Source organism: Thalassotalea sp. 1_MG-2023, assembly GCF_030546745.1.
Lineage (GTDB): Bacteria > Pseudomonadota > Gammaproteobacteria > Enterobacterales > Alteromonadaceae > Thalassotalea_C.
This window is the reverse complement of sequence record NZ_JAUOPD010000009.1, coordinates 115564-142017: the sequence shown is the minus strand read 5'-3', so window position 1 is coordinate 142017 and position 26454 is coordinate 115564. Positions and strand designations below refer to the sequence as shown.

Genomic DNA, 26454 nt, shown 5'->3' with positions numbered 1-26454 from the left:
GTTTATGTCAGGTCCTTTTGCGGTTGCTGCCAATGTAAGGCAACTTTTTCTAGTTGTTGTGTGTGTTGATCAAATGCTTGCCATAATTGAGCAAATGTTTTCTTTTCAATTGGATGTATAATGTCAGGCGCTATTTCTGCAAGCGGCCACAGTACAAAAGCATTAAAGCATATTTCATCACGCGGTAATTGTGCCGGTTGCTGACAAATCACATCATCATAAAGTAAAATATCTAAATCTAACGTTCTCGGGCTATATTTTTTTGCATCAAGCGCTCTACCATGACGATATTCTATTTGCCGTAATGTATCGGCAAGTTGATGCAAAGAATGAGTTGTAGTAAAACCAACAACCATATTATAAAACGGTGAGCCACTAAAGCCCACGGCTTCGCTTTCAAAAAGAGACGATAACGTTAATTGACCGAATAACGATGACAAGGCATTTAAACCACTCTCAACATTTTTTTGACGATCAATGTTACTGCCTATCGATAAATAAACACTGGCCATTAATCACACTGCCCACGTTCAATTTCTACCCCGACAGAGGTCGCATTAAAAACAGCATTGGGCTTGTGAATACGTAGCTTAATCCATGGGATCTGATATTGACTCATTAAAAAGGTGGTCATACGTTCCGCTAATGTTTCAATAAGATCAACGGGGTGTTCATTGGCAAAACGTTCTAATGCTTGAGAAATTTCAGCGTAATCAAGCGTTTTAGCTAATTCATCATTTTGTGCGGCTGGTTTAATATCCCAAGCCATTTCAACATCTAGCACCAATGTTTGCTTTATTTGCTTTTCCCATTCGTAAAAGCCAATCGTTGTTTGAATAGACAAACCACTAATAAAAACCTTATCCATTAGATTCTAAACTTAATTATTCTAAATTAAATGGCGAGTTTACCTGTACAAGAGTAGAAAAACTAGTTTGTTAAGGGCACAATGAACATAACGTAATGTTGTTTAACAGGGAAATTGAGTCAAATGTTAACGTTGACGCTAGCCATGGTTGTTTTTGCCTATCTATTGGGTTCAGTGTCTAGTGCCATATTATTGTGTAAGTTATTAAACTTACCTGACCCACGCACACAAGGCTCGGGAAACCCTGGTGCCACTAATGTATTAAGAATTGGTGGTAAACGCGCTGCAGCAGCGGTGTTAATGTTCGATGTGTTAAAAGGCACCATACCTGTTTGGGCTGCTTATTTTCTTGGCATTGAACCTCTGTATCTTGCCAGTATCGCAATCGCGTCTTGCTTGGGCCACATGTTTCCTGTTTTTTTCCAATTTAAAGGTGGGAAAGCTGTTGCAACAGCATTTGGTACTCTTCTACCTATTGGACTTGATCTTGGCGGTTTACTAATTTTAACCTGGTATGGTGTAGCCAGAGTAACCAAATATTCAAGCCTTGCTGCCATTATTACCGTCAGTTTAGCACCGCTTTATACTTGGTTACTTAAGCCTTTATACACCTTTCCAGTATTAATGCTCTCCGCACTGATTATTTTCCGCCATCGGCATAATATTGTCCGCTTATTAACGGGTAGTGAGCCAAAAATTGGTCGTAATAAACTTCCTTAACACAAAAAGCTAACCGCACTGGTTTATACAGCGAAGTATTGACACTTTTATACGAAGTGGTTTTATATTGCAGGTAAAGTATCTAATGGCCACCTTGGTGTTGCCTTAAAGCTTAAGTCAGCAAAAACCCCTGCTTTTAAACGCTGCATACCAGCATAGGCGATCATCGCGCCATTATCAGTACAAAATTCAGGACGAGGATAATACACTTTACCACCTAACTTTTGCGTAATATGTGCTAGTTTTTCACGTAATGCTGTATTGGCACTCACTCCACCAGCAATCACTAAGCGGTTTAGCTGACATTGTTTTAGTGCTCGTTTGCATTTTATCGCTAAGGTATCGACCACGGCCTCTTGAAAAGCGAAAGCAATGTCAGCGTGGGTTTGCTGGTCAAAATTACCAGCGGCTTGCTCTTTACGAATAGTATTAGCTGTAAAGGTTTTTAAACCGCTGAAGCTAAAATCTAACCCTGGGCGATCTGTCATTGGTCGTGGAAACTTATAGCGGCCACTATTGCCACGTTCGGCCATTTTGGCCAGCACTGGACCACCTGGATAATCTAAGCCAAGCAATTTGGCTGTTTTATCAAATGCTTCACCTGCAGCATCATCTACAGATTCACCCAACATTTCATACTGGCCAATACCATTTACCCGAACAAGCTGTGTATGGCCACCAGAAACAAGTAAGGCAACAAAAGGAAATTCAGGTACGTCGTCTTCCAACATGGGGGCTAACAAGTGCCCTTCCATATGATGAACAGGTACCGCGGGTAAATTCCAACCGTACGCTAAGCTTCTACCAATAGAGCAACCTACAAACAGCGCACCGATTAACCCAGGGCCAGACGTATACGCCACACCATCAATGTCTTTTGGCGTCATGCCTGCCTCAGCGAAAACTTCTTTAATTAACGGTAACGTTCTTCTAACATGATCACGCGAAGCTAATTCAGGCACCACGCCACCATAATCAGCATGTACTTTAATTTGGCTATATAAACGATGAGACAAAATACCTGCTTCTTCATCATAAATAGCAATACCTGTTTCATCGCAAGAGGTTTCAATACCTAAAATTCGCATACTTACCGATTCACTTGTCATAGATTAATCAACTTGGCGGCGATTTTACCTAGCAAAGTCGCATTTCACCAGAGAAAAGCAAAATTAAACTTTACTTTCTACACGCTGTGGCAGTAGAATACCGCACCATTTTTTAACAGAGTGGGCGGAAGTAAGGTAATTTTCATCAAAATTACGTAAAGCTCTTCGTCAAATCTATAGAGATTCAACTAAGGTAAGAGGCACAATGCCAGTAATTAAAGTTAGAGAAAACGAACCATTTGACGTAGCGTTACGTCGCTTCAAACGTTCTTGCGAAAAAGCAGGAATTTTATCAGAAGTTCGCCGTCGCGAATCATACGAGAAGCCAACTTGGGAGCGTAAGCGCAAAAAAGCTGCTGCTGTTAAGCGCGCTGCTAAGAAATTATCTCGTGAGAACGCACGTCGCGTTCGTATGTACTAAGCCAACCTTAGTTGCATATCTGAGTGAGTAGCATGAGCCTACTAGAACAACTCAAAAGCGAAATGAAAAACGCTATGCGTGCCAAAGACAAAATTCGTCTTGGCGTTATTCGCATGGCGTTATCTGCGATTAAACAAGCAGAAATTGACCACAATACAGAAGCTACAGATGAGAATATCATTGCGATTTTGACCAAAATGGTTAAGCAACGCAAAGAATCAATCAAAATGTACAATGAAGGTGGTCGCACAGAACTTGCAGAAATTGAGCAAGCCGAAGTATCAACACTTGAAACCTTTCTACCGCAAGCACTTAGCGATGATGAAATAGCAACGCTAATTCAAAACGCGATTGCTGAATCGGGCGCAAGCTCAATGGCAGACATGGGTAAAGTGATGGCTATTTTAAAGCCGAAGATGCAAGGCAGAGCTGATTTAGGTGCCGTAAGCGGACAAGTTAGAGCTACATTAAATAGCTAACTAATCAAGCACGTTTTGTAAGAACCGTAAATGGCAACATTTGCGGTTTTTTTATCCCTGAAAGTGAAAACTAAACCATTTTACGGTAACGTATATTACCAATGTGTTTAAACACTTTTTAACCCGCTTAACCTAACACGAGGATAATCGATATGGCCGGGATGATCCCGAGACAGTTTATCGACGACTTATTAGCTCGCGCTGATATTGTTGAAATTATAGATGCTCGTGTACCTTTAAAAAAAGCAGGGAAAAACTATCAAGCATGCTGCCCTTTTCATACCGAAAAGTCACCTTCTTTTTCAGTCAGTCCTGATAAACAATTTTATCACTGTTTTGGTTGTGGTGAACACGGCAATGCTATTTCATTTTTAATGGAGTTTGATCGTTTAGAGTTCCCCGATGCGATAGAAGAATTAGCCAGTTTTTACTCAATGGATGTGCCAAGAGAGCAATCTCATCAGACACCTGCGCAACTTAAACAGCAACATCAAGCCTATCAGCAAAAACAAAATGATTACGAACTTATGGCAAACATAAGTCGATTTTATCAACAACAGTTAAAAGTTTCCGATGATAAACAAGTCGCCATTGATTACTTGAAAGGCCGCGGTTTAAGCGGACAAATTGCCAAAACATTCGGTATTGGCTATATCAGCGATCAATGGGATGGCATGATGAAAGTTTACGGCCAAACAAGCGACTCTCGTCAACAATTAATTGATTTAGGCATGGCAATACAAGGGGAACGTAACCAACCTTATGACAGGTTTCGTGGCCGCATAATGTTCCCTATTCACGATAAACGTGGCCGTGTTATTGGCTTTGGTGGCCGAGTGTTAGGTGATGGCACACCAAAATATTTAAACTCGCCCGAAACACGAATCTATCACAAAGGGCAAGAGTTATACGGCTTATTCGAAGCAAAACAAGCCAATAAACAATTACAGCGTTTAGTTGTTGTTGAAGGTTATATGGACGTAGTAGCACTTGCGCAACACGGTATAAACTACGCTGTCGCCTCTTTAGGCACTTCAACCACAGCTGAACAAGTTCAAACACTCTTTCGGACCGTAAAAGAAGTCATTTGTTGCTATGACGGTGATCGCGCCGGAAAAGATGCTGCATGGCGAGCCATGGAAAATGCGCTACCGTTAATTCAAGATGGTATCACCTTAAAGTTTGTTTTTCTGCCAGACGGTGAAGACCCTGACTCATTAGTTAGACAGCTCGGTAAAGAAGGCTTTGAGCAAGTGCTCGCTGATGCATCCCCTTTATCTAAGTTTATCTTTGATAAATTTTTAGCAGATAACCCAGCGAAAACCCATGAAGAAAAAGCCGCGTTAATTGATCAATTACAACCCTTACTCAACAAAATGCCTGATAGTATGATCAAAAATGCATTGATTGAAGAAATGGCCTCTCGATTCAGTATCTCCAGTGAAAAGCGTTTACGTGAATTACAAAGTAGAAACAAAAAAACAGCCATTAAAGCGGCTACAAAACCAGCAAAAGTTACCCCTGTAAGGCTAGCCATTGCATTATTGATTGAGCATCCCCATATAGTAAAAGCACTGCCAGATTTAAACATGTTAGCAGGCGTAGAATTGCCTGGCGTAGCATTGCTGAATCAATTGATTATACTGTGTTCACAAAACCCAGAAGCTAACAGTGCGCAATTGCTAGAGCACTTTCGAGGTACAACTGAAGGTGAGCAATTAACCAAATTAATGTGTTGGCAGCACCTCGTAGTCGACGACGCTGCCGAGCAAGTATTTTTAGACAGTATTGAAAAACTGTTAAACCAGTTTGTAGAACAACGAACGGAATATTTACTGGCAAAAGCCAGAACAGATGGCATGACGCCGCAAGAGAAGCAAGAGTTACAAATATTATTAAATGCTTAACAGGCATTTATTTTTGTAAACTTGCTATAATTTATATCATGTGAGTTAACTAACGTTTATTTTCACAAGGTATTAAACATAAATAGTACAAACCAACAGATATTATCGCTGGTAATTTTACAATCAATTTGCTAAAATTTTCGGCTTTACTGTTCGTATTTTATCGTCAAAAAACAGGTGGACACTCGTCAATGGATCAAGCCCCACAATCTAGACTCAAAGAGTTAATAACCAAAGGTAAAGAACAAGGTTACTTAACTTTTGCCGAGGTTAACGATCATCTTCCTCAAGACATCATAGATTCAGATCAAGTTGAAGACATTATTCGAATGATCAATGACATGGGTATTCAAGTATTTGAACATGCCCCTGACAGCGATACATTAATGATGTCAGAAGCTAATACTGATGAAGACGCTGCTGAAGCAGCGGCACAGGCATTAGCGACTGTTGAGAGTGAAATTGGTAGAACAACTGACCCAGTACGTATGTATATGCGTGAAATGGGTACTGTTGAACTTCTAACACGTAAGGGCGAAATTGTAATCGCCAAACGTATCGAAGAAGGTATTAAAGAAGTACAGCGTTCTGTTGCTGAATATCCCCCTGCAATTAACTACTTGCTTGAACAATGGGATAACTTTGAAGCAGAAGAAGGCCGTTTAAGCGATATAATTTTAGGGTTTCTTGACCCTGATGCCGAAGAAGATGAAATTCCGGCAGCTGCAACGCATATTGGTTCAGAACTTTCTGAAGAAGAATTGGACGATGAAGACGAAGATCTTGAAAAAGATAAAGACAAATCTGACGATGACGAAGATGAAGAGGAAGAAGATACAGGGCCAGATCCTGAACTTGCTCGTGAAAAGTTCGGTATGCTTCGTGAAAAATATGAAGCGGCAAATAAAATCATTGATGCAAAAGGCCGTGTACATAAAGATGCCGTTGCGGCCATTGATGAACTAGCTGAAGTATTTAAAGAATTCAGACTTGTACCGAAGGTTTTTGACAAACTTGTTAAGAACATGCGTCAGGTTATGGACAAGTTACGTGTTCAAGAACGTTTGATCATGAAGCACTGTGTTGTTGGCGCAGGCATGCCAAAAGCAACTTTTATCAAGATTTTTCCAGGTAATGAAACATCTAAAGATTGGTTTGTTGCACAGCAAGAAGCTGGTGAGGCATGGTCAACTAAATTAGCTGATGTAGAATTAGACGTTGAACGTTGTATTCAAAAACTTGGTCACCTTGAACAAGAAACCTTTTTAAACGTACATGGCATTAAAGACATTAACCGTCGTATGTCAATTGGTGAAGCAAAAGCTCGCCGTGCGAAAAAAGAAATGGTAGAGGCTAACTTACGACTCGTAATTTCTATCGCGAAAAAATACACAAACCGTGGTTTACAATTCTTAGATCTTATCCAAGAAGGTAATATTGGTTTGATGAAAGCAGTAGACAAATTTGAATACCGTCGTGGTTACAAATTTTCTACCTATGCAACATGGTGGATCCGTCAGGCTATTACGCGTTCAATCGCTGACCAAGCCCGTACAATCCGTATTCCTGTGCATATGATTGAAACCATCAATAAGCTAAATCGTATTTCTCGCCAAATGCTTCAAGAAATGGGTAGAGAGCCTACTCCAGAAGAATTAGCAGAACGTATGATAATGCCTGAAGATAAAATTCGTAAGGTATTAAAAATTGCCAAAGAGCCAATTTCAATGGAAACCCCCATCGGCGATGATGAAGATTCGCACTTAGGTGATTTTATTGAAGATGGCAGTGGTGAATTACCCGTTGACTCAGCAACATCTGAAAACCTTAAAGACGCAACACACGAAGTACTCGCTGGGCTAACTGCGCGTGAAGCTAAAGTATTACGTATGCGTTTTGGTATTGATATGAATACTGATCACACGCTTGAAGAAGTGGGTAAACAGTTTGATGTAACACGTGAACGTATTCGTCAAATTGAAGCAAAAGCATTACGTAAGCTTCGCCATCCTTCTCGCTCTGAGCAACTTAAGAGTTTCTTAGACGGTGAATAAGCAGGTCAAATAAAAATGAAAAATCCAGCCAAGTGGCTGGATTTTTTTTGTCTAACAATCATGACTATTAAACGCTATTTTACCTGTTCTGGTGGCCCGAATTTTGGGTTAGTTAAGAACGTTTGATCCGTAAGTGTTGCTAAGAATGCCAGTAAATCTTGCTTGTCTTGTTCAGTCATTTCAAAGCCTCGAACAAATGGACTTTTTAACGGATTTTTCCTGCCGTCACCAACAAATTCACCTTGCATCAAGCTTCTACCACCAGCAGCATAAAAGTCTAATACCTCACCTAACGTTGTAATACTGCCATCATGCATATAAGGTGCGGTAACTTCGATATTTCTTAGCGTTGGCGCTCTGAAACGTCCGTTATCTCGCATAATTTCAGACACCTCTGCTAGGCCAATATCTTTGCTCGGATAGCCTTTCGTGCTATCAGTAAAATATAAACCGGTATTATGAAAAGGACGACGATCTAGAATTTGCCGTTCATGACTGGTTGATTGGGTAAAATTAAAACCTCCATGGCAATGATGACATTCTAACTTTTCTGAGAAAAATAAGTTCATGCCGCGAATTGCCGCCTCAGAAATTGCAGTATCTTCCCCTTGGTAAGCGTATTGATCAAAGGGGGCATCCAATGAAATCAAACTTCTGACAAAACTTGCAAGTGCCTGAGAAATTGTCACAAAAGAAATACTTTCATCGGGAAATGCCGCAGAGAATAGCGCGGGATAATCTCCCTGCTTAAAACGATTAAGCACAGTTTCTTCGTGTTGAGTGATGCCAAGTTCAATGGGCGCTTCTCCAAACATGGGAATTAACACTTGCTGCTCAATAGACGTAATACCATCATGTGCCCAAGTCAGTGTTTTATTATATGCCACATTAACCAATGCTAAAGCATTTCGTCGATGAGCCTGCCCTGTTGCTCCAGTAGAAGTGTGCCTACTTTCTGCAAAAGCAAACGCTTGCTGATGACAACTAGCGCAAGATTGAGTTTGATTAAACGACAATGCATTATCATAGAAAATTTTTCTGCCAAGCATGACCTTTGCTTCACTCATCGGGTTATCAGCGGGTACTTGAGGTTTAGGAAAACCAGCCATTATTGGCCATTGATACTCAGGTGGCTTAGCATCTTTGCCACAAGCAATAATCAACAGCAAACATGCTATCAGAATTAGAGAGTATATTTTCATAGCGAATTCGGCGTACGGCGTGCAATATTGGCAAAGATTAATTGGCAAGCAATATTATCTCGTGCACTTTTACAGTTACTTTGTTCACTAAAAACAATATCATTAAACCATGGCGCAATATCCAACTGAACAACACCCTGCTTGATTTTTCCTAACGAAATACTTACTCGATTGGGGTGTACACATGCTTGTTTGGGTGATCTAAGTGCACTGGCAGATGAACAACCTGTTGATCCTAAATGAAACAACCAATTCTCAGTATTACTTTGCATTTCAAAGCGCATAAATTTATGGCCGGTTTGCCATACCCAAAACATATTTGGCACATTTAATGGGCTTTGTTGCATCATTGGGTTTTGATGGTTTAAATCAAAAGGCACACCCACAGTGGCTTTTAGTTGCTTGCCTTTTAGGTTATCTGAAAGTTCAAGCTGCCAAGTTGCATTTGTTTCATCAGCGCAATTTACCCCGAGCAAAGCAACGTTTTGATGCTGAGAAGGGGTTTCAGCCAACATTACTGGTTGCCATTTTTGTTGTTCATTCAAAACAGCGATATCACTGAGATACAAATATAATTGCGACAATTGCCACTTATTGGCTAGCAGCGAATTACAATTAAGCGGAATTCCTTGATAAAGAATATCTACCGTTATTAGATGCTTTTTATTTGCTTGCGAACAACCTATGATTGTGAACAAAAACGCTATGTATATCCAAGTTAGGTACTTCATTAAAAACCTTATAATCAGTCACAAAAATAAACAGCTAACATAGATATTATTCATAAATAGTGACCAAAAAGCCAGTGAGTTTACAAGTATAGTACGCCAATACTGACAACTAATTAATACACACACCACATTATTAATTTCATATATAAGTTAAAACTTTATGCCCAAATTGTTAAGTTATACTAAAGAAAGTGAATTCAATGTAAAAATGGACATTCTATAATGAGAACCACCTTAAGCGCGATTCTATTACTGATATCGGCATTATTAACTACACAAGCGTTAGCCCATTCAGAGCACGACAGAGCACGATTTGTTGCCCCTGATGGAAAAGATATTGGAAAGTGCGATAACGCTTTACGCCCCTGTAAAACGATTGCATACGCTGTAACACAAGCGAATAAAGGCGACAAAGTATTAGTCGCTAGTGGCGAATATCATATCAACGACACTAACGAACTTTTTTATTTAAAAAGTAAAATTGTACCAATACGCGGTGGTTATAATAAATTTGATCACTACCAAAGCCAAAGCCCAGCAACCAATATTTCTACTCTTGTAGGTATTCCTCATGAATTTGCTAACGAACTTGCCAGTCATGGTTTTAACATCATTACAGATCGTAAAGCACTTAAAAAAGACGATAGATTAAAAGCTAAGCTAACAGCTTATCAAAGCATGCAATCTGTCCAACAAAACGTTAACTGTGTTAATGGTAAGGCGGGCAGTTTTGATTGCAATAATATTGATTTGCTCGGTCACTTACCCTTAAGCGAATTATCAACAAATAGCGGTGCTGCCAGTGATATTTGGGGACATGTTGATTTAAACACGGGTAAAGAATACGCCATTATTGGTTTAGAGCGTGGCGCAGCGGTTATAGATGTAAGCGACCCTAGTAACCCGACAGAGGTAGGTGCAGTAAATGGCAGAGCCGTTGTTTGGCGAGATATTAAAGTTTATCAATATTTTGATAAAAACATTAGCTTATGGCAGGCTTATGCCTATGTCACCTTAGATGGCGCCTCTCCAAGTAATACCGAATATGTCACGATCATTGATTTAAATAATTTACCCCATTCAATCAATGTGATAGAAAAAAATCAAACCGTTTATAACGCCCATAACGTTTATATTTCAAATGTGGATTATAGCCTTAATATTGCGCATCCAAACACTACACCGATTTTACATTTGGCCGGCACCAATAAAAAAACGGGACAATTTCTTAATTATGATTTAACCAACCCTAAAACGCTAACGCAACTTACTGACAGCTATCAATCAGAACTTTCCGTAGGTTCTCGACCATATACACATGATGGTGCATCTATGACCATCAAAGATAGCCGAAAAGATACTGATTGTGTTAATGCTCAAGCCTTTTGCACTATCTTTTTCGACTTCAATGAGTCGGAATTTTTACTATGGGATATTACAGACACAGCTAAAACAACCGGCTTAGGTCGCGCAAGTTATTCTGGTGCACAATACGTACATTCTGGTTGGTCAACCGAAGACAATAATTATGTCTTTGTGCATGACGAGCTTGATGAAGTTAATTTAGGAATTAATACAACTCTGCGCATTTTCGACATAACTAATTTAAAAGCCCCTACACAAGTGGGTACATGGATAGGTGACAGCAAAGCGATTGACCATAATGGTTTTGTACGTGGTAATCGCTATTACATGTCAAACTATGAACGAGGCTTAACGGTATTAGATATTACCGATCCAGCATCACCTGAACAAGTGGGCTTTTTTGATACCTTCACACCAAGCGATAACGCGAGTTTTAATGGCGCTTGGGGAGTTTACCCTTTTCTCCCCTCTGGCAATATTATTGTCAGTGATATCAACAGCGGTTTGTTTATCTTTAAAGATAATACGCTAGACGAAGCACAAGGCACGGTTGCCTTTAGCCAAGCAAATATTACCACAAATGATAATGAAACATTGTCAATCACCATTGAGCGCAATAATGCAGATGCCACGAGCAATGAGGTTTCAGTTGACTATGTTATTTTGCCTGGCAGCGCTGATAGCAATGATTTTCAGGTAGCGAATGGTTCTCTTACTTGGGCAGCCAATGACAATTCCCAAAAAACCATTGAAGTAGATATATCTGAAAACAATATAGGTGTTGAAAATAACGAGACCTTTTTCGTTAAGCTTTTTAACCCTTCTAATGGTGCTTCATTGGGTCATAATAGCTACATAACCGTAACCATTAATGGAGAGCCTGACTTTGGCGCGGCATCATTTGCCCTTGCAGAAACACAAGTGCCAGAGACACAAGAAACGCTATCTATCGCCGTTAATCGCCTTGGTAATTCACAAGGTGAGATCAGCTTCGCATATCAATTAACAGGCATTCAAGCCAGTGTTGGAGATGATGTACTTGATGCTGCTGGCCAATTAACATGGGCTGACGGTAATAATGAGACACAGTATATCGATTTAACAATAATTGACGATGAACTGGAAGAACAAGCAGAAACCTTTAGTTTAACGCTCTCACCCATTGCCAACGGTCGTATTGGTACAAATGGTACCATCACGATTACCATTGCTGACGATGACACAAACAACGCGCCAAACGTTACTTTAAGCGAAAATTTCCAAGTAAATACTGGTCAAACAGTGAACTTAACCGCAACAGCTCAAGATAACGATAATGATGATATGACCTACCAATGGCAACAAACTGCGGGCACAAATGTGGAACTCACCAATGCAGACCAATTAGAAGCTAGCTTTATCGCTCCTAATAGCGCTACAAATTTAACCTTTAGCTTTACCGCTACTGATTTTAGAGGTGCTACGACTACAGAAAGCATTGAAATAACCGTTGTTGCGCCAACGGTAACAGAACCAAACTCTGGCGGTAGTAGTGGTGGTGGTTCATGGTATTGGTTAACATTTCTGATGATACCAATGTTAGTTGTTCGTCATATTAGGCGCTAAATACGCTTGAGCAATGCAGCTATTAGTGCTGTATTGCTCAACAAATAAGCTAACAAACAGATCATTGATAAAATTTAAAGTTCTAGTGGTGACATTAAAATAAAAAATGCTTATACTGCACGCCGATTTGTGAAAGCATTCACAATCACCTTTCAAATAAATGGCCCTTTAGCTCAGTTGGTTAGAGCACCCGACTCATAATCGGTAGGTCCCCAGTTCAAGTCTGGGAGGGGCCACCATTTAATTCAAAGCTTTCAGCGTAATTACCTACTAACTTTTATTAAGGTCACCTTCAAAAAGTAGCAAATTTGTAGCTATTAGACATTTTATAATTCGCTCATGCTGACAGAAGTACTGAACGATTAAAAGTATACTTAAGCTTCAGCGTTTGTCATTTCATCGAATATTCTTTTAGCTCTTTCAATATTCGTATCATAACCTTCATTGTTTGATTTTTTTATGAAACCTAGTAGTAAAATATTTACTTGGTCATGAAGCTTGTAAAGAACTCTTATAGTCCCACCAGAATATGCATCAAATCTTGCTTCCCAAATAGAGTCAGCGTTCTGAAGCTGCTTAAACAAAGGTTCATTACCTCTAAACCCCCTTTGATTGCAGTATCTTAGTTTGTTATAAACGACAAGTTTGTTGTTAGAATCTAGCCCATTAAACCAATCAGTTAGATTCGATGAAATTATGCTATTGGGACAAGCATTAGACAATTCAACCGCACTGTATTCTTCAGAAAGCAACCTTCCATGTTCTTTGTTTGCTATATTGTCAATTACAACAGTATATGAATTGTATTCTCCCGCTTCTGTTCTGGTGAAAGTGAGTTTATGGTTTCGCCACAACCCACCAGTTTCGAGGCTAAAAAGCTTTGCGTTAAAATAATTAGATATGCTAAAAACTTCAGGCCTATCATGTAGACCATAACCCGCTATGTAATAGGTATACTGGCTAATATTATCTAATTGTTCGTCGTTAAAATAATCCAACGCTGGTGATTTATCAATAATTTCATATAAGACTGTTAGTAAATCTAATTCATTTCGTTCCTCTAGGTGTAAAAGGAAATCATTAAAGAAAAACCCTGAACTCAGTTCTAGCTCTTGCAATCCTGCATTGTTATCAGTATCTAGATAAAATACAACTCTATCATCATCACCTACAAACAATTCCAAGACGCCTTGTAAAGAGCTCATAAACAAGGAAATTGCTTCCTCTTTATTTACAGCGGGAAAACTATTTGTATTAATACAAAGCAAATGCTCCATTTTATTTCCTTGCTAATTTAGCCCTCACCTTAAGTGACTGATCAAAAAAACCATTAGGCCAAAAATCCAACTTTCCATTTTCATCCATTTTAGGCGTCTGAATATTAGTTTCGGAGTCAATACTTTCTTTAGATAAATAGTGAAAAATGACTTTATCATGTGAGATTAATTTGTTCTTACAGGCTAACCTAATGCCGTCCATTAAATGATCACTATGTGTTTCAACAATAATTTGTGCACCATGAGAGGCAGCTAAGGCAATTAAAACTCCCATCGCCGTCTGTCCCTTAGGATGAATATGTGTTTCGGGGTTTTCTATTAAAACTAAAGTGCTATTCTCTCGCCTTTGATCCCATTCCTTACCCCAATCAAAATCCCAATCATGCAAGGGACGTTGAGCAACATGACCTAATAAAGATGCGATAACAGGTAAGGCATGACTAATGCCGAACCCTACATTTTTAGAGCGGTAAGAATTAAACTCTGCTTGTGCAATATCTGCTTTCTTATTAAATATATAATGAAACTCAAGGTTTGGTGATATTTCAGATAACCAGCCCTTTAAAGCCAAAGGTAAAGTTTCTCCTTCACTACATTCGTGCAGTATAGATTGTGGAACAATACTCCAAGCCAGCTTATCTATAAATTCATAGACATATTCACCTCTGTCTCCTAATTTAGGAATAGAATTTTCATCATTACTCAATGGAAGAAAAGTTTGCGGCCCTAAACGATCGGCAGATAAATATGAAATAATTGGAGATAACGTTGGATATATTTGTAACTCATCTTTTTCATGAAGTGCAAGCGTATCTATCCCATTTCTATCATGTTGAAGTGATATTTCAATTAAAGATTCAGGGTTTACAAACTTAGAGCGTAGCTCTTTAATTGTGCCGAAGCCATCAATATAAGGAGATTTTCCCTCTGATGCTCTAGCATACATTCTGATTGACTGAATTATAGAACTTTTACCACTGTTATTAAGCCCTGAAAACAATGTCAGATTTTTTAACGGTAAATCTAAATCTCGAAAAGACTTAAAGCCTTTTAAGCTAACTAAATTGAACATAATTAATCCACAAAACTAGATATGAGGTTATTAAAGGCATTATACCTATATGAAACCCCTCGAATTGCTTGAGATGCATGTCGACTGATTGAGTTTAACAAATTTGAATCTTCTTTTAACATAATTCTATATTGCTCAATAAATTCCTGTTTATGTTTTAACAATATATTGAACCTATCATCCGATAATTCACATAGTATATTTGACCAACATTCGAATAGCGCTTTATTGATAGGTGATTTCTTCTCATCAAAAATAGTAGATTTTCTAAATGCATGATTGCCGAATAGCTCTTTAGCTCTATACATTGCTAGTTGGAACTTATGAGTAATGATTCTAACTTCATTACAGCGAATATTTGGAATATTACCTTCAGGGTAAATTTTCAATAATTTTTTATGGTCTAAATCAGGGAGTAAATTTATCACTCTCATTGAATCGCTTAACCATTTCTCAAGGTTAGCCTTAAAATCTTTTTTATCTAGTACATAAAATGCAACAAAACGAAGAATTAGTTCCCTAACAGCCATACGCTTATCATTTAGTTTAGAGTTGATCGCATTAATGAAGTAACTATTATCTTTTAACTCCGTTAATAAAGCCGTTGAAATTCCTTGATATAAAGCATGTCTTATTTCTTGTGTAGTTAACGGTAAGCCCCCAGTATTGATCCTTTTAAATATGTTTCTTTTAACTTCTTCTGGTGTACCTGGGTTAATAACAGTAAATCGAAGCTCTGTTTCCAAAATTGTATTTAAAACTCTTTGGCACTTAGGATCGTCTTCCATCTTTGAAAATGTCATACCTCCAAATTTTTTATGCAAAAATTCAAGTTTTTGAAGCTTTAAAGGTAGACCTGTATCAGGGTTGGAAAGTAGAAAATCTCGGATTGTAGAAAGACGCTGAAGACCATCTACAACCTCCCATTCACCTGACTCATTTGCCGCTACATAAAACATAGGCAATGGTATTTTGAGCATTATAGACTCGATCAACTGACTTCTTCGTGTTTCATCCCAAACTTCACTTCGTTGAAAATCTGGTGCTAGTTTAATCGTCCCCTGCTTTAAGCGTCTTTTAATTGCATCCATAGATACAACTTTTTGCTCAATTGATATTTTATCAGGATCAAATGGCTCCAAAATTTCCTCTTCAAACTCTTCATCAAAGTCATCGTCATTAGAAATTACACTAATTCTATTGTCAGTATCCACGCAATAAATCCCTACAAGCCAAAATAATTACGTTCATTCTAACCAGAAACTATTCACATTCAAAACAGATTGAAAAAAAGGTTCAGCTATTCGGATAGCTCAGGGACAGACCACGTTTATCTATTGTCGTTTCGGGATAGCTCAGGGACAGACCACGTTTATCTATTGTCGTTTCGAGGTCTTCCTGGTTTACCTGGCCTAACTCGGCGACCAAGCACTTTTGCAACTTCTTGCTTGAATTTATTGTTTCCTAAAACATAATTTCCATTGGTAGTATTTCGAATTTGTTCAATAGTCTTGATGGTTAATGTTGAATCAAATAAATGCCGATATGATGTAATTCTCTCGCTATTATTGTTTCCAAGCGCTATATAAAATGGGTGTTCAGTGATCAAATCGTTTCGTTCGCCCAATCCATTATGGTGAAAACTGCTCCAATTATACTCATTAAGCGTTGATACCAAATTAGCCCTTACTGGGTTTAGCTCTATATAGCGATAACAACTTAATACATATTCCTCACTTTGTACCAAACATGACTTAAAGCGCCCTTCCCATAACGTTCCACTTCGTTTATATGTCCGATTGATGTACTGTACATAACGCTGGCCTAATTGCTTCATCATAAGTGCTAGGCTATTAGGATATTCAGGTGTTACTAGTATATGAATATGATTGGTCATTAAAACGAATGCATGAATATAACAATAATATTCCTTTGCATACTCTTTGAGCCAGCTTAGGTAGTTTTGATAATCTTGTTGACAGTAGAAACAAGCTTGGCGGTTATTTCCACGTTGAATAATATGATGAGCGACATTAGGTAATGTCACTCTTGCACGTCTTGGCATAATAAGCATCCTTGCATATTGAACCAAAACTATAGCACCAAAAAACAACTCCGCCAGTAATGGCTAATTCAAAAGAATAATAAACAAAAAACAGATCCGATTCATTAAACGTGGTCTGTCCCTTTATTAATAACGAGTCGAAGTATTGATAATGCATAATGTACTAGCTAAATTTCGACTCGCTTAGTTTTTGTTTTCACTTTTTTCAAACACTCACGTTTGATTTAGGTCAATTAATAACGCTACATACTAGTGTAGAGTTCTGCCACGTTTTCATTCAGTCAAACCAAAACATGCATTTTATAATGCGATAAAAGTAAAACAAATAAACTCAACATATGTTAACTCAGCGCATATTTATCTATAAAATCACGTAGTTCTCGACTTTTACCCAAAAAAAAGTGAGAATTACATTTGACGCATAGCGCTAATAAACAGAGAAAAATCATGGAAGTACGAATCAATATCCTTAAATTATTTTTAGTTATTTTTATGGTTTTTCCGTCGCTTTTCATTTCAAATTCTGCATTTAGTACACCTTTTGATGAACCCAGTGTACTGATTAAATCTTCCAGTGTTGAATTAACAGAGTTCTCCATGAGTTATTTTGTGGATAACTCAGAGAGTATGTTGATAAACGATATATTGTTGCAGCGATTTACCCCAATAGTGAGTAAATTATCACTAGGCACAGATGCCAAATTTACTTGGGCTAAAATAAAGGTACATAATCAGCAGCAGCAAGCCATCACACTTTATTTACATCACCCTCATGCTTATCACTTAAAGTTTGTCAGTTTTTATGAAACTCAAAACAAGAAAGTGCTTGAAAAATTCGATATCCCACTTTATCAATCTGGCAAAAAGCCACTTATGTATGGTGGTACAGCTGTTTTTCCATTTACACTTGCAGCAAATGAAACGAAAGCGATTTATGTAAAGAATGAATCTTTTTCTCATCAGTGGTTTCAGTTAAGCATGTATGACGAGCAAGCTTCAAAGCAAGCATTAGTTGGTACGGGTAAGTACATTGCGTTATTAGTAGGGATGATGCTAGCGCTGATGATTTATAATTTCTTTTTGTATATTTCAGCACGTAAAGTAGAAAATTTCGTTTACGCGTTATATCTAATTTCAGGCACGATCTGGGTATCTCTATCGTACGGTGTTGCAGCCAATTTCTTCGGTGTATTTAGTGCAGAAGTGTTCCAGTTAAATTCTAATGTCTTAAGTATGCCAAGCTTTTTAGTGTTATTTATTATGCTAATTTTTGACACGAAGAAGCGTTACCCTAAAGAACACCTTGCGCTAAGTTTGTTATTAGTTCTTTTGGTAGGCGATTTTATTTATAGTTTATTTGATATCTCTGCAGCATTGAAGCCTGCCAGTACATTAGCTGCCACAATGATGCTTATCACCTTTGGGGTTTCTATTTCTTTATGGCGAAAACGTGAACCACTGGCTAAATACTTCTTTTTAGGCCACTCAATGTTCATTATTTTTAACATGCTAGCGGTTTTCTATTACAAGGGGTTAAGTGATTTCAATCAAATAAACAGCCACGGTGTGGGCATTGGAATTTTATTAGAAGCATTAATGATGGCATTCGTTTTATCTTATCGTATTAAAGAGCTAGAGCGCATAAAAGGTAAACAGGAAGAATTGAAGCGCTTAGCTGAAACTGACCCGATGACAGAGCTATTTAATCGTCGGTATTTTCAAAAAGCGGCTCAGCAAGCAATACATGATGCTAAAGAAAAGCAAAATACTATTAGTATTATGGTAATTGATATTGATCACTTTAAAACCATCAACGACAATTATGGCCACTCGATGGGGGATGATATCATTATCACGTTTGCAAAGTTACTTATGCAGCATCAGCGAGATAATGATATTGTTTGTCGTTATGGTGGTGAAGAGTTTTTATTATTACTCCCAGGTTGTGATAGTGATAACGCTTATAAAGTCGCCGAAAGGATCCGCCAAGCAGCCAGTGAAGAAGTGATAGTAAACACACAACAAAACCCTGTTACCTATACGGTGAGTATTGGCGTACATCAATTAGATTTAACTAGCGATACCATACAAAGTGCTATTAATGCAGCTGACAAAGCGTTGTATCACGCAAAATCAGCAGGGCGTAATCAAGTGAAATTAACACAAGAAAAACTCGATGTTTTAGCTCAAGCTTAAAAAGTACCTTATTCAATAATGCTTGAATAGGGTCGCTGGTTTTCCTCTGCCTTTTGCATAATGAAAGCAATCAGCACAGTAAACATGGCAAAGCCTCCAGCGACATAACCTATTATATCTACCGCATATTGGCTAGAAACCCAGCCTCCTACCATTGCACCAATACTAATACCTAAATTACATATTGCCATATTAAGTGATAAGGCAAATGCTTTATGATCTTTAGCTACTTGCATTATTCTTACCTGCGTAATAACAAACGCGGCCATATGTGTAGCTCCCCAAAGTGCTAGTATGATTATGGCAAGTACCTTCCAATAAATGCCAATAAAAGTCAGTAGCAGAACAGCCATAAAGAAAATTAACATGAGATAAATGGTTGGCTGCAGAATTTGTTTAAAAGTGGATCGTCCAATCAGCCAATTACCTACCACGCCAGCACCACCAAAGACTACCAACAACCAACCTATTGCTGCGTTACTAAACGTAGTTACAGTTAAGATAAAAGAAGAAATATAAGTATAAACAGTAAACATTGCTGTGAATAACAACATTGATAACACTAAATGTAATAAAAACAATGGTTGTAATAACAATGGCCTATCATTTTCATTAGCGATACTTTTTTTAGGCACTTCTGCTGGAAAATAAAATACAATACCCACTATGGCAAAAAGGCCGAGTATTGATAGCAGCAAGAACGTAAGCTGCCAATTATATTCCACAGCGATAAAAGCACTAAGTGGAATACCTAACACTGTGGCAATTACTAACCCTAAGTTGACACGGGAAATGGCCCAATGCTGATGATTATCACCTGAGATATCGACTGCTGTCATGGCAATAATACTTAAAATAACGGGTAAAAACCCACCTTGAATAAATCGAGCAACAACAATCACTTCATAATGAGGCAGCAGAATAACAACAACATTTGCCAAGGTAAAAGCGCTGGTGGTGAACATAAAATAACGTTTCGTATCAAATACGTTCACCATTAATGTTAAACAAGGCCCAGCCATCGCAGCGCCTAATGCAAACCATGTAACAAACCACCCCGCTTTTGCTAAAGAAACCCCAAGCTGTAACGAAATTTCAGGCAAAAAACCTATCATGGCAAATTCGGTTGTAACAACCACAAAAGATAAAAAGGCGAGAATGTTCAAAAGCACAAGCTTATTCGGTGCTTTAACGCTTGGTTGATTTCTCACCTTAATGCTCCCTGTAATAATTACGCGTTAGTGCCGCCGTCAATGGTTAACCCGGAAGCCGTCATGCATTTTCCTTCTTCGCTGGCAAGAAAAGCTACAACTCCGGCAATGTCGTTTGGCTCAGCATATCGCGGTATACACATAGCACTACGTTGCATATCGCTATATTCACCATCTGCTGGATTCATATCCGTATTTGTAGAACCTGGATGAACGATATTAACCGTGATACCTTTCTGACCTAAATCACGCGCTAGCCCCTTAGTAAAACCAATGAGTGCAGCTTTGCTGAGGCTGTATAAACTTAACCCCGGCATTACCGCACGCTCTGCAAGGTTACTGCCAATAGAAATTATTCGACCACCAGACTTCATATGAGCAGCAGCTGCCTGTGAAGCAATGACTACGGCACGAACGTTAATGTTAAGGGTTTGATCGATCTCTTCTAGCGTAAGTGCTTCTATCGGTTTTGGACTAAAAATGCCCGCATTATTTACTAAAATATCAAGTTGACCAAACTCTGCTATTGTTGCGTCAACAGCAGACATTATTGCTTGAGGGTCGGCATTATCGGCTTTGACCGCAAAAGCTTTGTTACCCATATCTCTAACTTTTGCCACTACACCGTTTGCTTTTTCCGCATTGTTAACATAGGTAATCACCACGTTAGCGCCTTCTTGCGCAAGTCGCTCAGCGATTGCAGCCCCCATTCCTCTGCTACCACCGGTGATAAGGGCTACTTTATTTTTTAATCGTTGCATACTCTTTCCTTATATCTGTTAATATACGTATCGAACGTTACAAAAATATACAGTAGCATTATTTTTTTATTTTGTAACGATCATTATAAAATAAATTTACCGCATCATGGAGCACAATAATGAATAAGCGCGGAAGACCACGTAATTTTGATAGAACAGAGACCCTTAGACATGCCATGATGACTTTTTGGCAACAAGGTTACGATAATACTTCGATGGCAGATCTCGTAACCTCTATGGGGATTAACACCCCTAGTATTTACTCAACTTTTGGTTCGAAAGAAGCTTTATTTAAGGAAGTTGTTACTCTTTATCGCGCAACAGAAGGCAGTAAAATATGGCTTGAAACCATGCAAGAAAAGTCTGCCAAAGCAGCCATAAAAACCCTATTAACATTGAGTGCAGAAGAATTTACTCACCTAAATAGACCAAAAGGTTGTCTGATCATATTAGGAGCAATGAATCAAGATGACACAAATTTATCGGTGCACCATACACTGCAAGAGTGTCGGGTAGAAAGTAAAGAAAATCTTATTACCTTGTTAAAACGGGATATTGAAAACGGCATGCTGAATCCAGAAATTGATTGCCATGCCATTGCAACGTTTTACATCACCCTTCAACAAGGTATGTCTATTCAAGCCCGTGATGGCGCTTCAAAAGAAACACTTCTCTCAGTAGCTGAATTTGGCCTACTGACTTGGCCAATACTGACCAAATCAAAAGTTAGCCAGTAAGGTACAAAACTGGCGGTAAAACTTTAATAACGCACACCGCATTGAATTACGACGGTGTGCGCTAAAACTTATAAGGAGGGGAAGTAGAATTGATTATTTTCTCTATTGCTATCAAGTAATAATAACTCGGAATCTAGCTCAATATGGCTAGGCTTTGTTTCCAATGACCACACCTTACAGGCGTTAATGCCCTGCTTTGTATTCGCGATAATGTCTGTACTCGCTATTAGCTTTTCGTCATCGGTAAATGCACTTAACTTCACCGTTGTAAGATCTGTTTTATTATCTTGCAAACATACATTGATCTCATGTCCTTGTTCAGACTTGCTCAGCTCTGCACTGGTAATTTCAACATCATGAACAATGATCTTTTTAAACCAGTTATCTACCAACTGTTGTTGTTTAGCAGTTTTACCTTCCGTTAAATAGGCAATAAAGTCTAACGTTGTTGCTGGCTTATTTGGGAATGAATGTAACGTGACTAGCTTTTTTAACGCTGTATTGATAGCCGATTCGCCAAGTTGCTGCTTAAGCGCGTACATAGCGGCTGCACCTTTTGAATAAATTAAATAATTTTCATCACCGCGGTAAAGAGGTAGTTCATTAATATTGGTACGTGAACGCCCAGAAAAGTAGCGCTGCTGCTCATACTTAATAAGCTGTTTTACATATTCATCACCATATTTTCGTGCCAATAATACCATTTCAGTATATTTCGCCAGCGTCTCTACTAATACGGCTTCCCCCTCTGTTGCAGCGCCATTTAATCCATGTCCCCACCACTGGTGCGCGACTTCATGCACCGTTCGACGGTATAAATGATCAAAGCCATCTTTATTCGTCAAATCAACATGAAATCCAACCTCTTCACCAATGAAAACAGTCTGTGGCAAAGCATAACCAGTAGCTGGGAAAAAACTTGGGAACGGCACCAAACGCAAGTTATTGGTCATTACTGGGCCAAAGTGTTCATTGCCATATTGTAGAGCGTCACGAATAGCGCTTAAATGACGTTCAGCATAATTTTCTTTACCTTCTGGGTAGAAAACATCAACATTCGTATGTGCAATTTGAGCCGTTTTCACCGGTAAGTTTTGCGAAACAATATGCCCGATATTTCTCACTTTGCCTTGCGTTCGGTATTGGTAGATTTTTCTATTACCCTCTTGCCATTGTTTAACAAGCTTGCCTGGCGCAAAGGCAATGTGGTCTTCACTGGTTACAATAGTGGTATCTAACGTCGCCCAGTCATAAAGCGCAGACATATCACCTTGATATTTTTCTAGATCTTGTTCGATTGACTGATGCGAAAGTTTAGGCAAAGCAAACTTTTCGCGTAACCCGTTATTGGTTAATTGATAATGTTTAACATAGCCTAAAAAAGGTAGATAACGTAAGAAACGAATGTAACTGTAATCACTGTTTATAACGTTATCTCCAGGCACACCTAAGTAACCGTTTTGCTGATAATCGGCAACAAAGCTTAAAGTTACAGATTGACCCGGTTGAATCGGCTGAGAAAACGCGTAAATATGCGTTTGATGAAATTGATCATAAGAGACTTGTTCTGCATTACCTACTGCCACGTTACGGTAGTTAAAGGGTAAAGGGGTTGAGAACACCAACTGTGAAATCGCCCTATTACTACGATTAACTAACTGGTAATTGGCATTAATTGTCAAGCGCCTTTCATCAGGCATTAATTCAACGATTGTCGTAATTTTCTCAGTAGACAGTGACGGTTGATCTTTTAAGTAAGCGTATTTGTTTTCGTAACTTGCTTTCCACACATGCCGACTACTGCTTGATTGGTAATGACCTGTATACCAAGTCTGATGAACGATATTACCAAGGGTTATAATAACTGCTACTGCACCACAAATGAGTATAGCTTTCTCATTACGACGCCATAGCACAGGCGAAGTAAAGGCTGATGATAACTCTTCTCCTCGACGGAAAAACTTAAACGCAATAAGCGATAAAACGATAAGTAAGCTGTACCTAAAGCTTAAGTAGCCAGCAAGTGCATCTAATTCTCCACCAAAGCCAACAAACTCAGAGTAACTTAAAGGAGGCAATTGACCGAGTGTCCATAATGGGTGCTCTAAACCAAGCGATTGCAGTAAACTGGTTTCAAAAAAGACAAATAAGGCAAAGCTAATACCTAATGCTAAATATTTATTTGGCAACAATGCATGTACCACAACGCAAAGCGTTGCTAACCAAATCAACGGAAGTCCAAAATAAACATACATCGATAAATAAACATCAAAGTCAAACTCTCCACCATTTGCCGACTGCATGATGATGGAAACAATAATACTCAAGGTAATAAAAAATAGCGGGACAAAGCATAGCGCTAGCAAACGGCCAAAAAACAATGCAGCATTACTAACTCGCGTACTATCGATAAGTGATTTAACCTTACTTTGCTGATCACGCCAGCACAATTCAGCAGCAAGAAATAACATAAACAAGCCACCAAAGCGCGGCAAAATATCGGCAATATATCGATTAACGGTGATCATCGTAGAGGCAATTGCCGACGTACCTAAGTTTTCAAGATGTATATAACCAAAATATATTTCGCTACTAATTAAAAACACTAGTGCGCAACACATGGCAAGGAAGGTTTTGGTTTTAAAACTAAGCTGCCATTCTTTATGCGCAATGGTAAGCACACTATAGGCGGGTAACCGAGCTCGAAGCCGAGCAATGAAAGGAAGCGCAAACGAACTTGTTAAAGAAAACGTCATGCGCTTTATCCAATTTGGTATCAACATGCTTTCATCTTGCATTGCATCAATTTTAAAGTTTTTCACATGATGCATTATGGTATAAACCGTGACAGCTAATGCGGCGAAAATAACCAGTAAGCGATTGATGATTAAGACCCTATCCAACGTAGGTAGCTGCGTATTTTTATCTGATGGCTGCCATTGTCTTACTTGCTCAAAATAGGTGCTTAAAGCAAAAGGGTCTATCCATGAATACAATGAAGCCAACTCAGCAGAAACCACTACTCTACTTGCCATCAACGGGGAACCATTAATGCTTAAAAAGAATTGGTAGGCAAAGAAAAGTAAACACGCTATTAAATACAAATAAATACTGCGTTTACCATATAAACCAATCGCAAAAAATATCGCACAAACAAGTAAAACGTTAGGTAACGCTAGTACAAATAACGCCCAACAAAGGCTGGCAATAGGTAAACCAAAATAGATAGACTGTTGCGTTGCTAAACCAACGAAAATACCAGCGCCAAAGCTCAGGTAAACAGACCAACATAGAATAAAAAAAGCAATAAACCTCGCTATGAGTACTTGTGTAAGTTTGGTACTGCTTGCATACACAATACCTGCCATGTCACTTTCAAAATCTCGGATAGTCGCTTGCGTTGAAAATATCGCAACGAGAACAGGCAATAGCAAAAGTTGAATAGCAAACGTTTTGATCAGAAAATATGAGCCACTGATCTGAATATCCATATCCGGCGTTTGCTTATTTATAACAAAAGCACCAAAGGCAAACGTTAACACCATAGCAAGTAACCAAAGCCAATGACGACTTTGTAATTTTAGCTCGGCTATTAATAAGCTTTTCATACTAAATTCCTTACTTATTTAATTGTGAGTCAAGCGCGTGGCAATGCAAAGCTGTAAAATAAGCATCTTCTAAATCAGGTGATACTTGATGAAAATCGGCGCTAGGTTGATGCTCACTATAAACATGAATGGTAGCGTCTCCCGCGAATAACCGTTGACTGATAACTTGTGCCTTTGGGGGAATGTCTTCAAGGTTGGATTTACAGGTTTTTATCTGCCAAATTTTGCCCTTAACTTGTTCAATCAATTGTGCAGGAGAACCTTGTTTAACAATTCTGCCAGCTGCAAGTATCGCCATGTTAGAACAAAGATGACTGACGTCTTCCACAATATGCGTTGATAACAGCACCACTTTGTCGCGGCTTATCTCAACGAGTAAATTATGAAAGCGATTGCGTTCTTCTGGATCGAGCCCTGCTGTAGGTTCATCGACAATAAGCATTTTAGGATCGCCCAATAATGCTTGCGCTATGCCAAAGCGTTGCTTCATGCCGCCTGAAAATCGACTGACGGCATTATTTTTATGCTTTATAAGGTTAACTTGTGTTAGCAACTTATCGATTTGAGCATGGCGTTGTTTACGATCAGTTACGCCCTTTAGTTTTGCTAGGTAATCAAGTAATTCGTAGGCAGATACTCCTGGATAAACACCATAGTCTTGAGGTAAATAGCCCAACTGTTTGCGCATAAATTCAGGGTGTTGAATAATATTTTCGCCGGCAAATGTTATCGTGCCCGAATCCGGCTTTTGCAAGGTTGCAATCGTCCTCATCAAACTCGACTTACCAGCACCATTTGGCCCTAAAAGTCCGAACATGCCTGAGCTAATTGACAAATTAACATGGTCTAACGCGGGAGTATTTTGTTTCTTTTTCTCTGCGTAAGTTTTACATAAGTCTGTGATTATTAGCATATATCCGCCACAATGAGTGTTACATGGCGTAATTGTTATTAACTCTTAAGGACTTTGCGAGCAAACAATGACCAAGGTCGTATCTTCAGTGACGAATGTCAGTAAAAGGAAAAAATGACATCATAATAGTCGTTGATCATGAAAATAATGCTT

The 26454-nt window shown here is 38.7% G+C and carries 21 protein-coding genes and 1 tRNA gene; 9 read left to right on the top strand and 13 right to left on the bottom strand.

What is annotated here, in order from left to right; all coding sequences use genetic code 11:
- Positions 1-2: 2 nt before the first annotated feature.
- A complete protein-coding gene (gene folK, locus Q4489_RS09525) occupies positions 3-512 on the bottom strand; it encodes a 2-amino-4-hydroxy-6-hydroxymethyldihydropteridine diphosphokinase (protein WP_303479509.1) in 510 nt (169 codons plus the stop codon).
- Complete coding sequence (gene folB, locus Q4489_RS09520; RefSeq protein ID WP_303479507.1) at positions 512-868, bottom strand: dihydroneopterin aldolase; 357 nt, start codon at positions 866-868, stop codon at positions 512-514. Before folB ends, folK begins: the two co-directional genes overlap by 1 nt.
- Before the next feature lie 123 nt (positions 869-991).
- On the opposite strand from folB, the gene plsY reads away from it, so the two are divergent.
- Positions 992-1588: a glycerol-3-phosphate 1-O-acyltransferase PlsY gene (gene plsY, locus Q4489_RS09515; RefSeq protein WP_303479505.1), complete on the top strand. Its 597-nt coding sequence runs from the start codon at positions 992-994 to the stop codon at positions 1586-1588.
- Between the two features lie 62 nt (positions 1589-1650).
- Here the strand turns inward: plsY and tsaD are convergent, their stop codons facing one another.
- Entirely contained in the window at positions 1651-2676 is a 1026-nt protein-coding gene (tsaD, locus tag Q4489_RS09510) for a tRNA (adenosine(37)-N6)-threonylcarbamoyltransferase complex transferase subunit TsaD (protein ID WP_303479536.1), read from the bottom strand.
- 226 nt (positions 2677-2902) lie between these two features.
- On the opposite strand from tsaD, the gene rpsU reads away from it, so the two are divergent.
- The 4 genes from rpsU to rpoD all read left to right on the top strand — a co-directional run bounded on the left by rpsU (position 2903) and on the right by rpoD (position 7558).
- A complete protein-coding gene (gene rpsU, locus Q4489_RS09505; protein WP_074500846.1) occupies positions 2903-3118 on the top strand; it encodes a 30S ribosomal protein S21 in 216 nt (71 codons plus the stop codon).
- 32 nt (positions 3119-3150) lie between these two features.
- On the top strand, positions 3151-3597 hold the full coding sequence (locus Q4489_RS09500) for a GatB/YqeY domain-containing protein (protein ID WP_303479495.1): 447 nt from the start codon (positions 3151-3153) through the stop codon (positions 3595-3597).
- Between the two features lie 152 nt (positions 3598-3749).
- Positions 3750-5504, top strand: a complete 1755-nt coding sequence (gene dnaG / locus Q4489_RS09495; RefSeq protein ID WP_303479491.1) for a DNA primase — start codon at positions 3750-3752, stop codon at positions 5502-5504.
- A gap of 149 nt (positions 5505-5653) precedes the next feature.
- Positions 5654-7558 carry an RNA polymerase sigma factor RpoD gene (gene rpoD / locus Q4489_RS09490; protein ID WP_303479534.1) on the top strand — a complete coding sequence of 635 codons (1905 nt, stop codon included), beginning with the start codon at positions 5654-5656 and terminating at the stop codon, positions 7556-7558.
- A 74-nt stretch (positions 7559-7632) separates the two neighbouring features.
- On the opposite strand, the gene Q4489_RS09485 is transcribed toward rpoD, so the two are convergent.
- Positions 7633-8760, bottom strand: coding sequence for an MbnH family di-heme enzyme (locus Q4489_RS09485; protein ID WP_303479488.1), 1128 nt, complete (start codon positions 8758-8760; stop codon positions 7633-7635).
- Positions 8757-9491 carry an MbnP family copper-binding protein gene (locus tag Q4489_RS09480; protein WP_303479485.1) on the bottom strand — a complete coding sequence of 245 codons (735 nt, stop codon included), beginning with the start codon at positions 9489-9491 and terminating at the stop codon, positions 8757-8759. The genes Q4489_RS09485 and Q4489_RS09480 overlap by 4 nt, the downstream gene beginning before the upstream one ends.
- Before the next feature lie 222 nt (positions 9492-9713).
- Between Q4489_RS09480 and Q4489_RS09475 the strand changes: the two genes are divergently transcribed.
- Together Q4489_RS09475 and Q4489_RS09470 are read left to right on the top strand one after the other, a co-directional pair.
- A complete protein-coding gene (locus tag Q4489_RS09475) occupies positions 9714-12461 on the top strand; it encodes a choice-of-anchor B family protein (protein ID WP_303479483.1) in 2748 nt (915 codons plus the stop codon).
- A gap of 162 nt (positions 12462-12623) precedes the next feature.
- Positions 12624-12700 (top strand) — tRNA-Ile (locus Q4489_RS09470).
- Between the two features lie 135 nt (positions 12701-12835).
- Here Q4489_RS09470 and Q4489_RS09465 read toward each other — a convergent pair.
- The 4 genes from Q4489_RS09465 to Q4489_RS09450 form a co-directional block, all read right to left on the bottom strand.
- Positions 12836-13738 (bottom strand): type II toxin-antitoxin system RelE/ParE family toxin, encoded by a 903-nt coding sequence (locus Q4489_RS09465; RefSeq protein WP_303479482.1) that lies wholly within the window; start codon positions 13736-13738, stop codon positions 12836-12838.
- Between the two features lies 1 nt (position 13739).
- Complete coding sequence (locus Q4489_RS09460; RefSeq protein ID WP_303479479.1) at positions 13740-14810, bottom strand: DUF3696 domain-containing protein; 1071 nt, start codon at positions 14808-14810, stop codon at positions 13740-13742.
- Positions 14811-14812: 2 nt separating this feature from the next.
- Entirely contained in the window at positions 14813-16024 is a 1212-nt protein-coding gene (locus tag Q4489_RS09455; RefSeq protein ID WP_303479478.1) for a DUF262 domain-containing protein, read from the bottom strand.
- A gap of 158 nt (positions 16025-16182) precedes the next feature.
- A complete protein-coding gene (locus tag Q4489_RS09450; protein WP_303479477.1) occupies positions 16183-16875 on the bottom strand; it encodes a transposase in 693 nt (230 codons plus the stop codon).
- Positions 16876-17322: 447 nt separating this feature from the next.
- Here Q4489_RS09450 and Q4489_RS09445 point away from each other — a divergent pair, with 447 nt between their 5' ends.
- Positions 17323-19071 carry a diguanylate cyclase gene (locus tag Q4489_RS09445; protein ID WP_303479476.1) on the top strand — a complete coding sequence of 583 codons (1749 nt, stop codon included), beginning with the start codon at positions 17323-17325 and terminating at the stop codon, positions 19069-19071.
- 8 nt (positions 19072-19079) lie between these two features.
- On the opposite strand, the gene Q4489_RS09440 is transcribed toward Q4489_RS09445, so the two are convergent.
- Entirely contained in the window at positions 19080-20282 is a 1203-nt protein-coding gene (locus tag Q4489_RS09440) for an MFS transporter (protein WP_303479474.1), read from the bottom strand.
- A 20-nt stretch (positions 20283-20302) separates the two neighbouring features.
- Positions 20303-21043, bottom strand: a complete 741-nt coding sequence (locus Q4489_RS09435; protein WP_303479472.1) for an SDR family NAD(P)-dependent oxidoreductase — start codon at positions 21041-21043, stop codon at positions 20303-20305.
- 119 nt (positions 21044-21162) lie between these two features.
- Between Q4489_RS09435 and Q4489_RS09430 the strand changes: the two genes are divergently transcribed.
- A complete protein-coding gene (locus tag Q4489_RS09430) occupies positions 21163-21780 on the top strand; it encodes a TetR/AcrR family transcriptional regulator (protein WP_303479467.1) in 618 nt (205 codons plus the stop codon).
- Positions 21781-21848: 68 nt separating this feature from the next.
- On the opposite strand, the gene Q4489_RS09425 is transcribed toward Q4489_RS09430, so the two are convergent.
- Positions 21849-25388 carry a M1 family aminopeptidase gene (locus Q4489_RS09425; protein ID WP_303479465.1) on the bottom strand — a complete coding sequence of 1180 codons (3540 nt, stop codon included), beginning with the start codon at positions 25386-25388 and terminating at the stop codon, positions 21849-21851.
- Positions 25389-25398: 10 nt separating this feature from the next.
- On the bottom strand, positions 25399-26301 hold the full coding sequence (locus Q4489_RS09420) for an ABC transporter ATP-binding protein (RefSeq protein WP_303479463.1): 903 nt from the start codon (positions 26299-26301) through the stop codon (positions 25399-25401).
- Positions 26302-26454 lie beyond the last annotated feature (153 nt).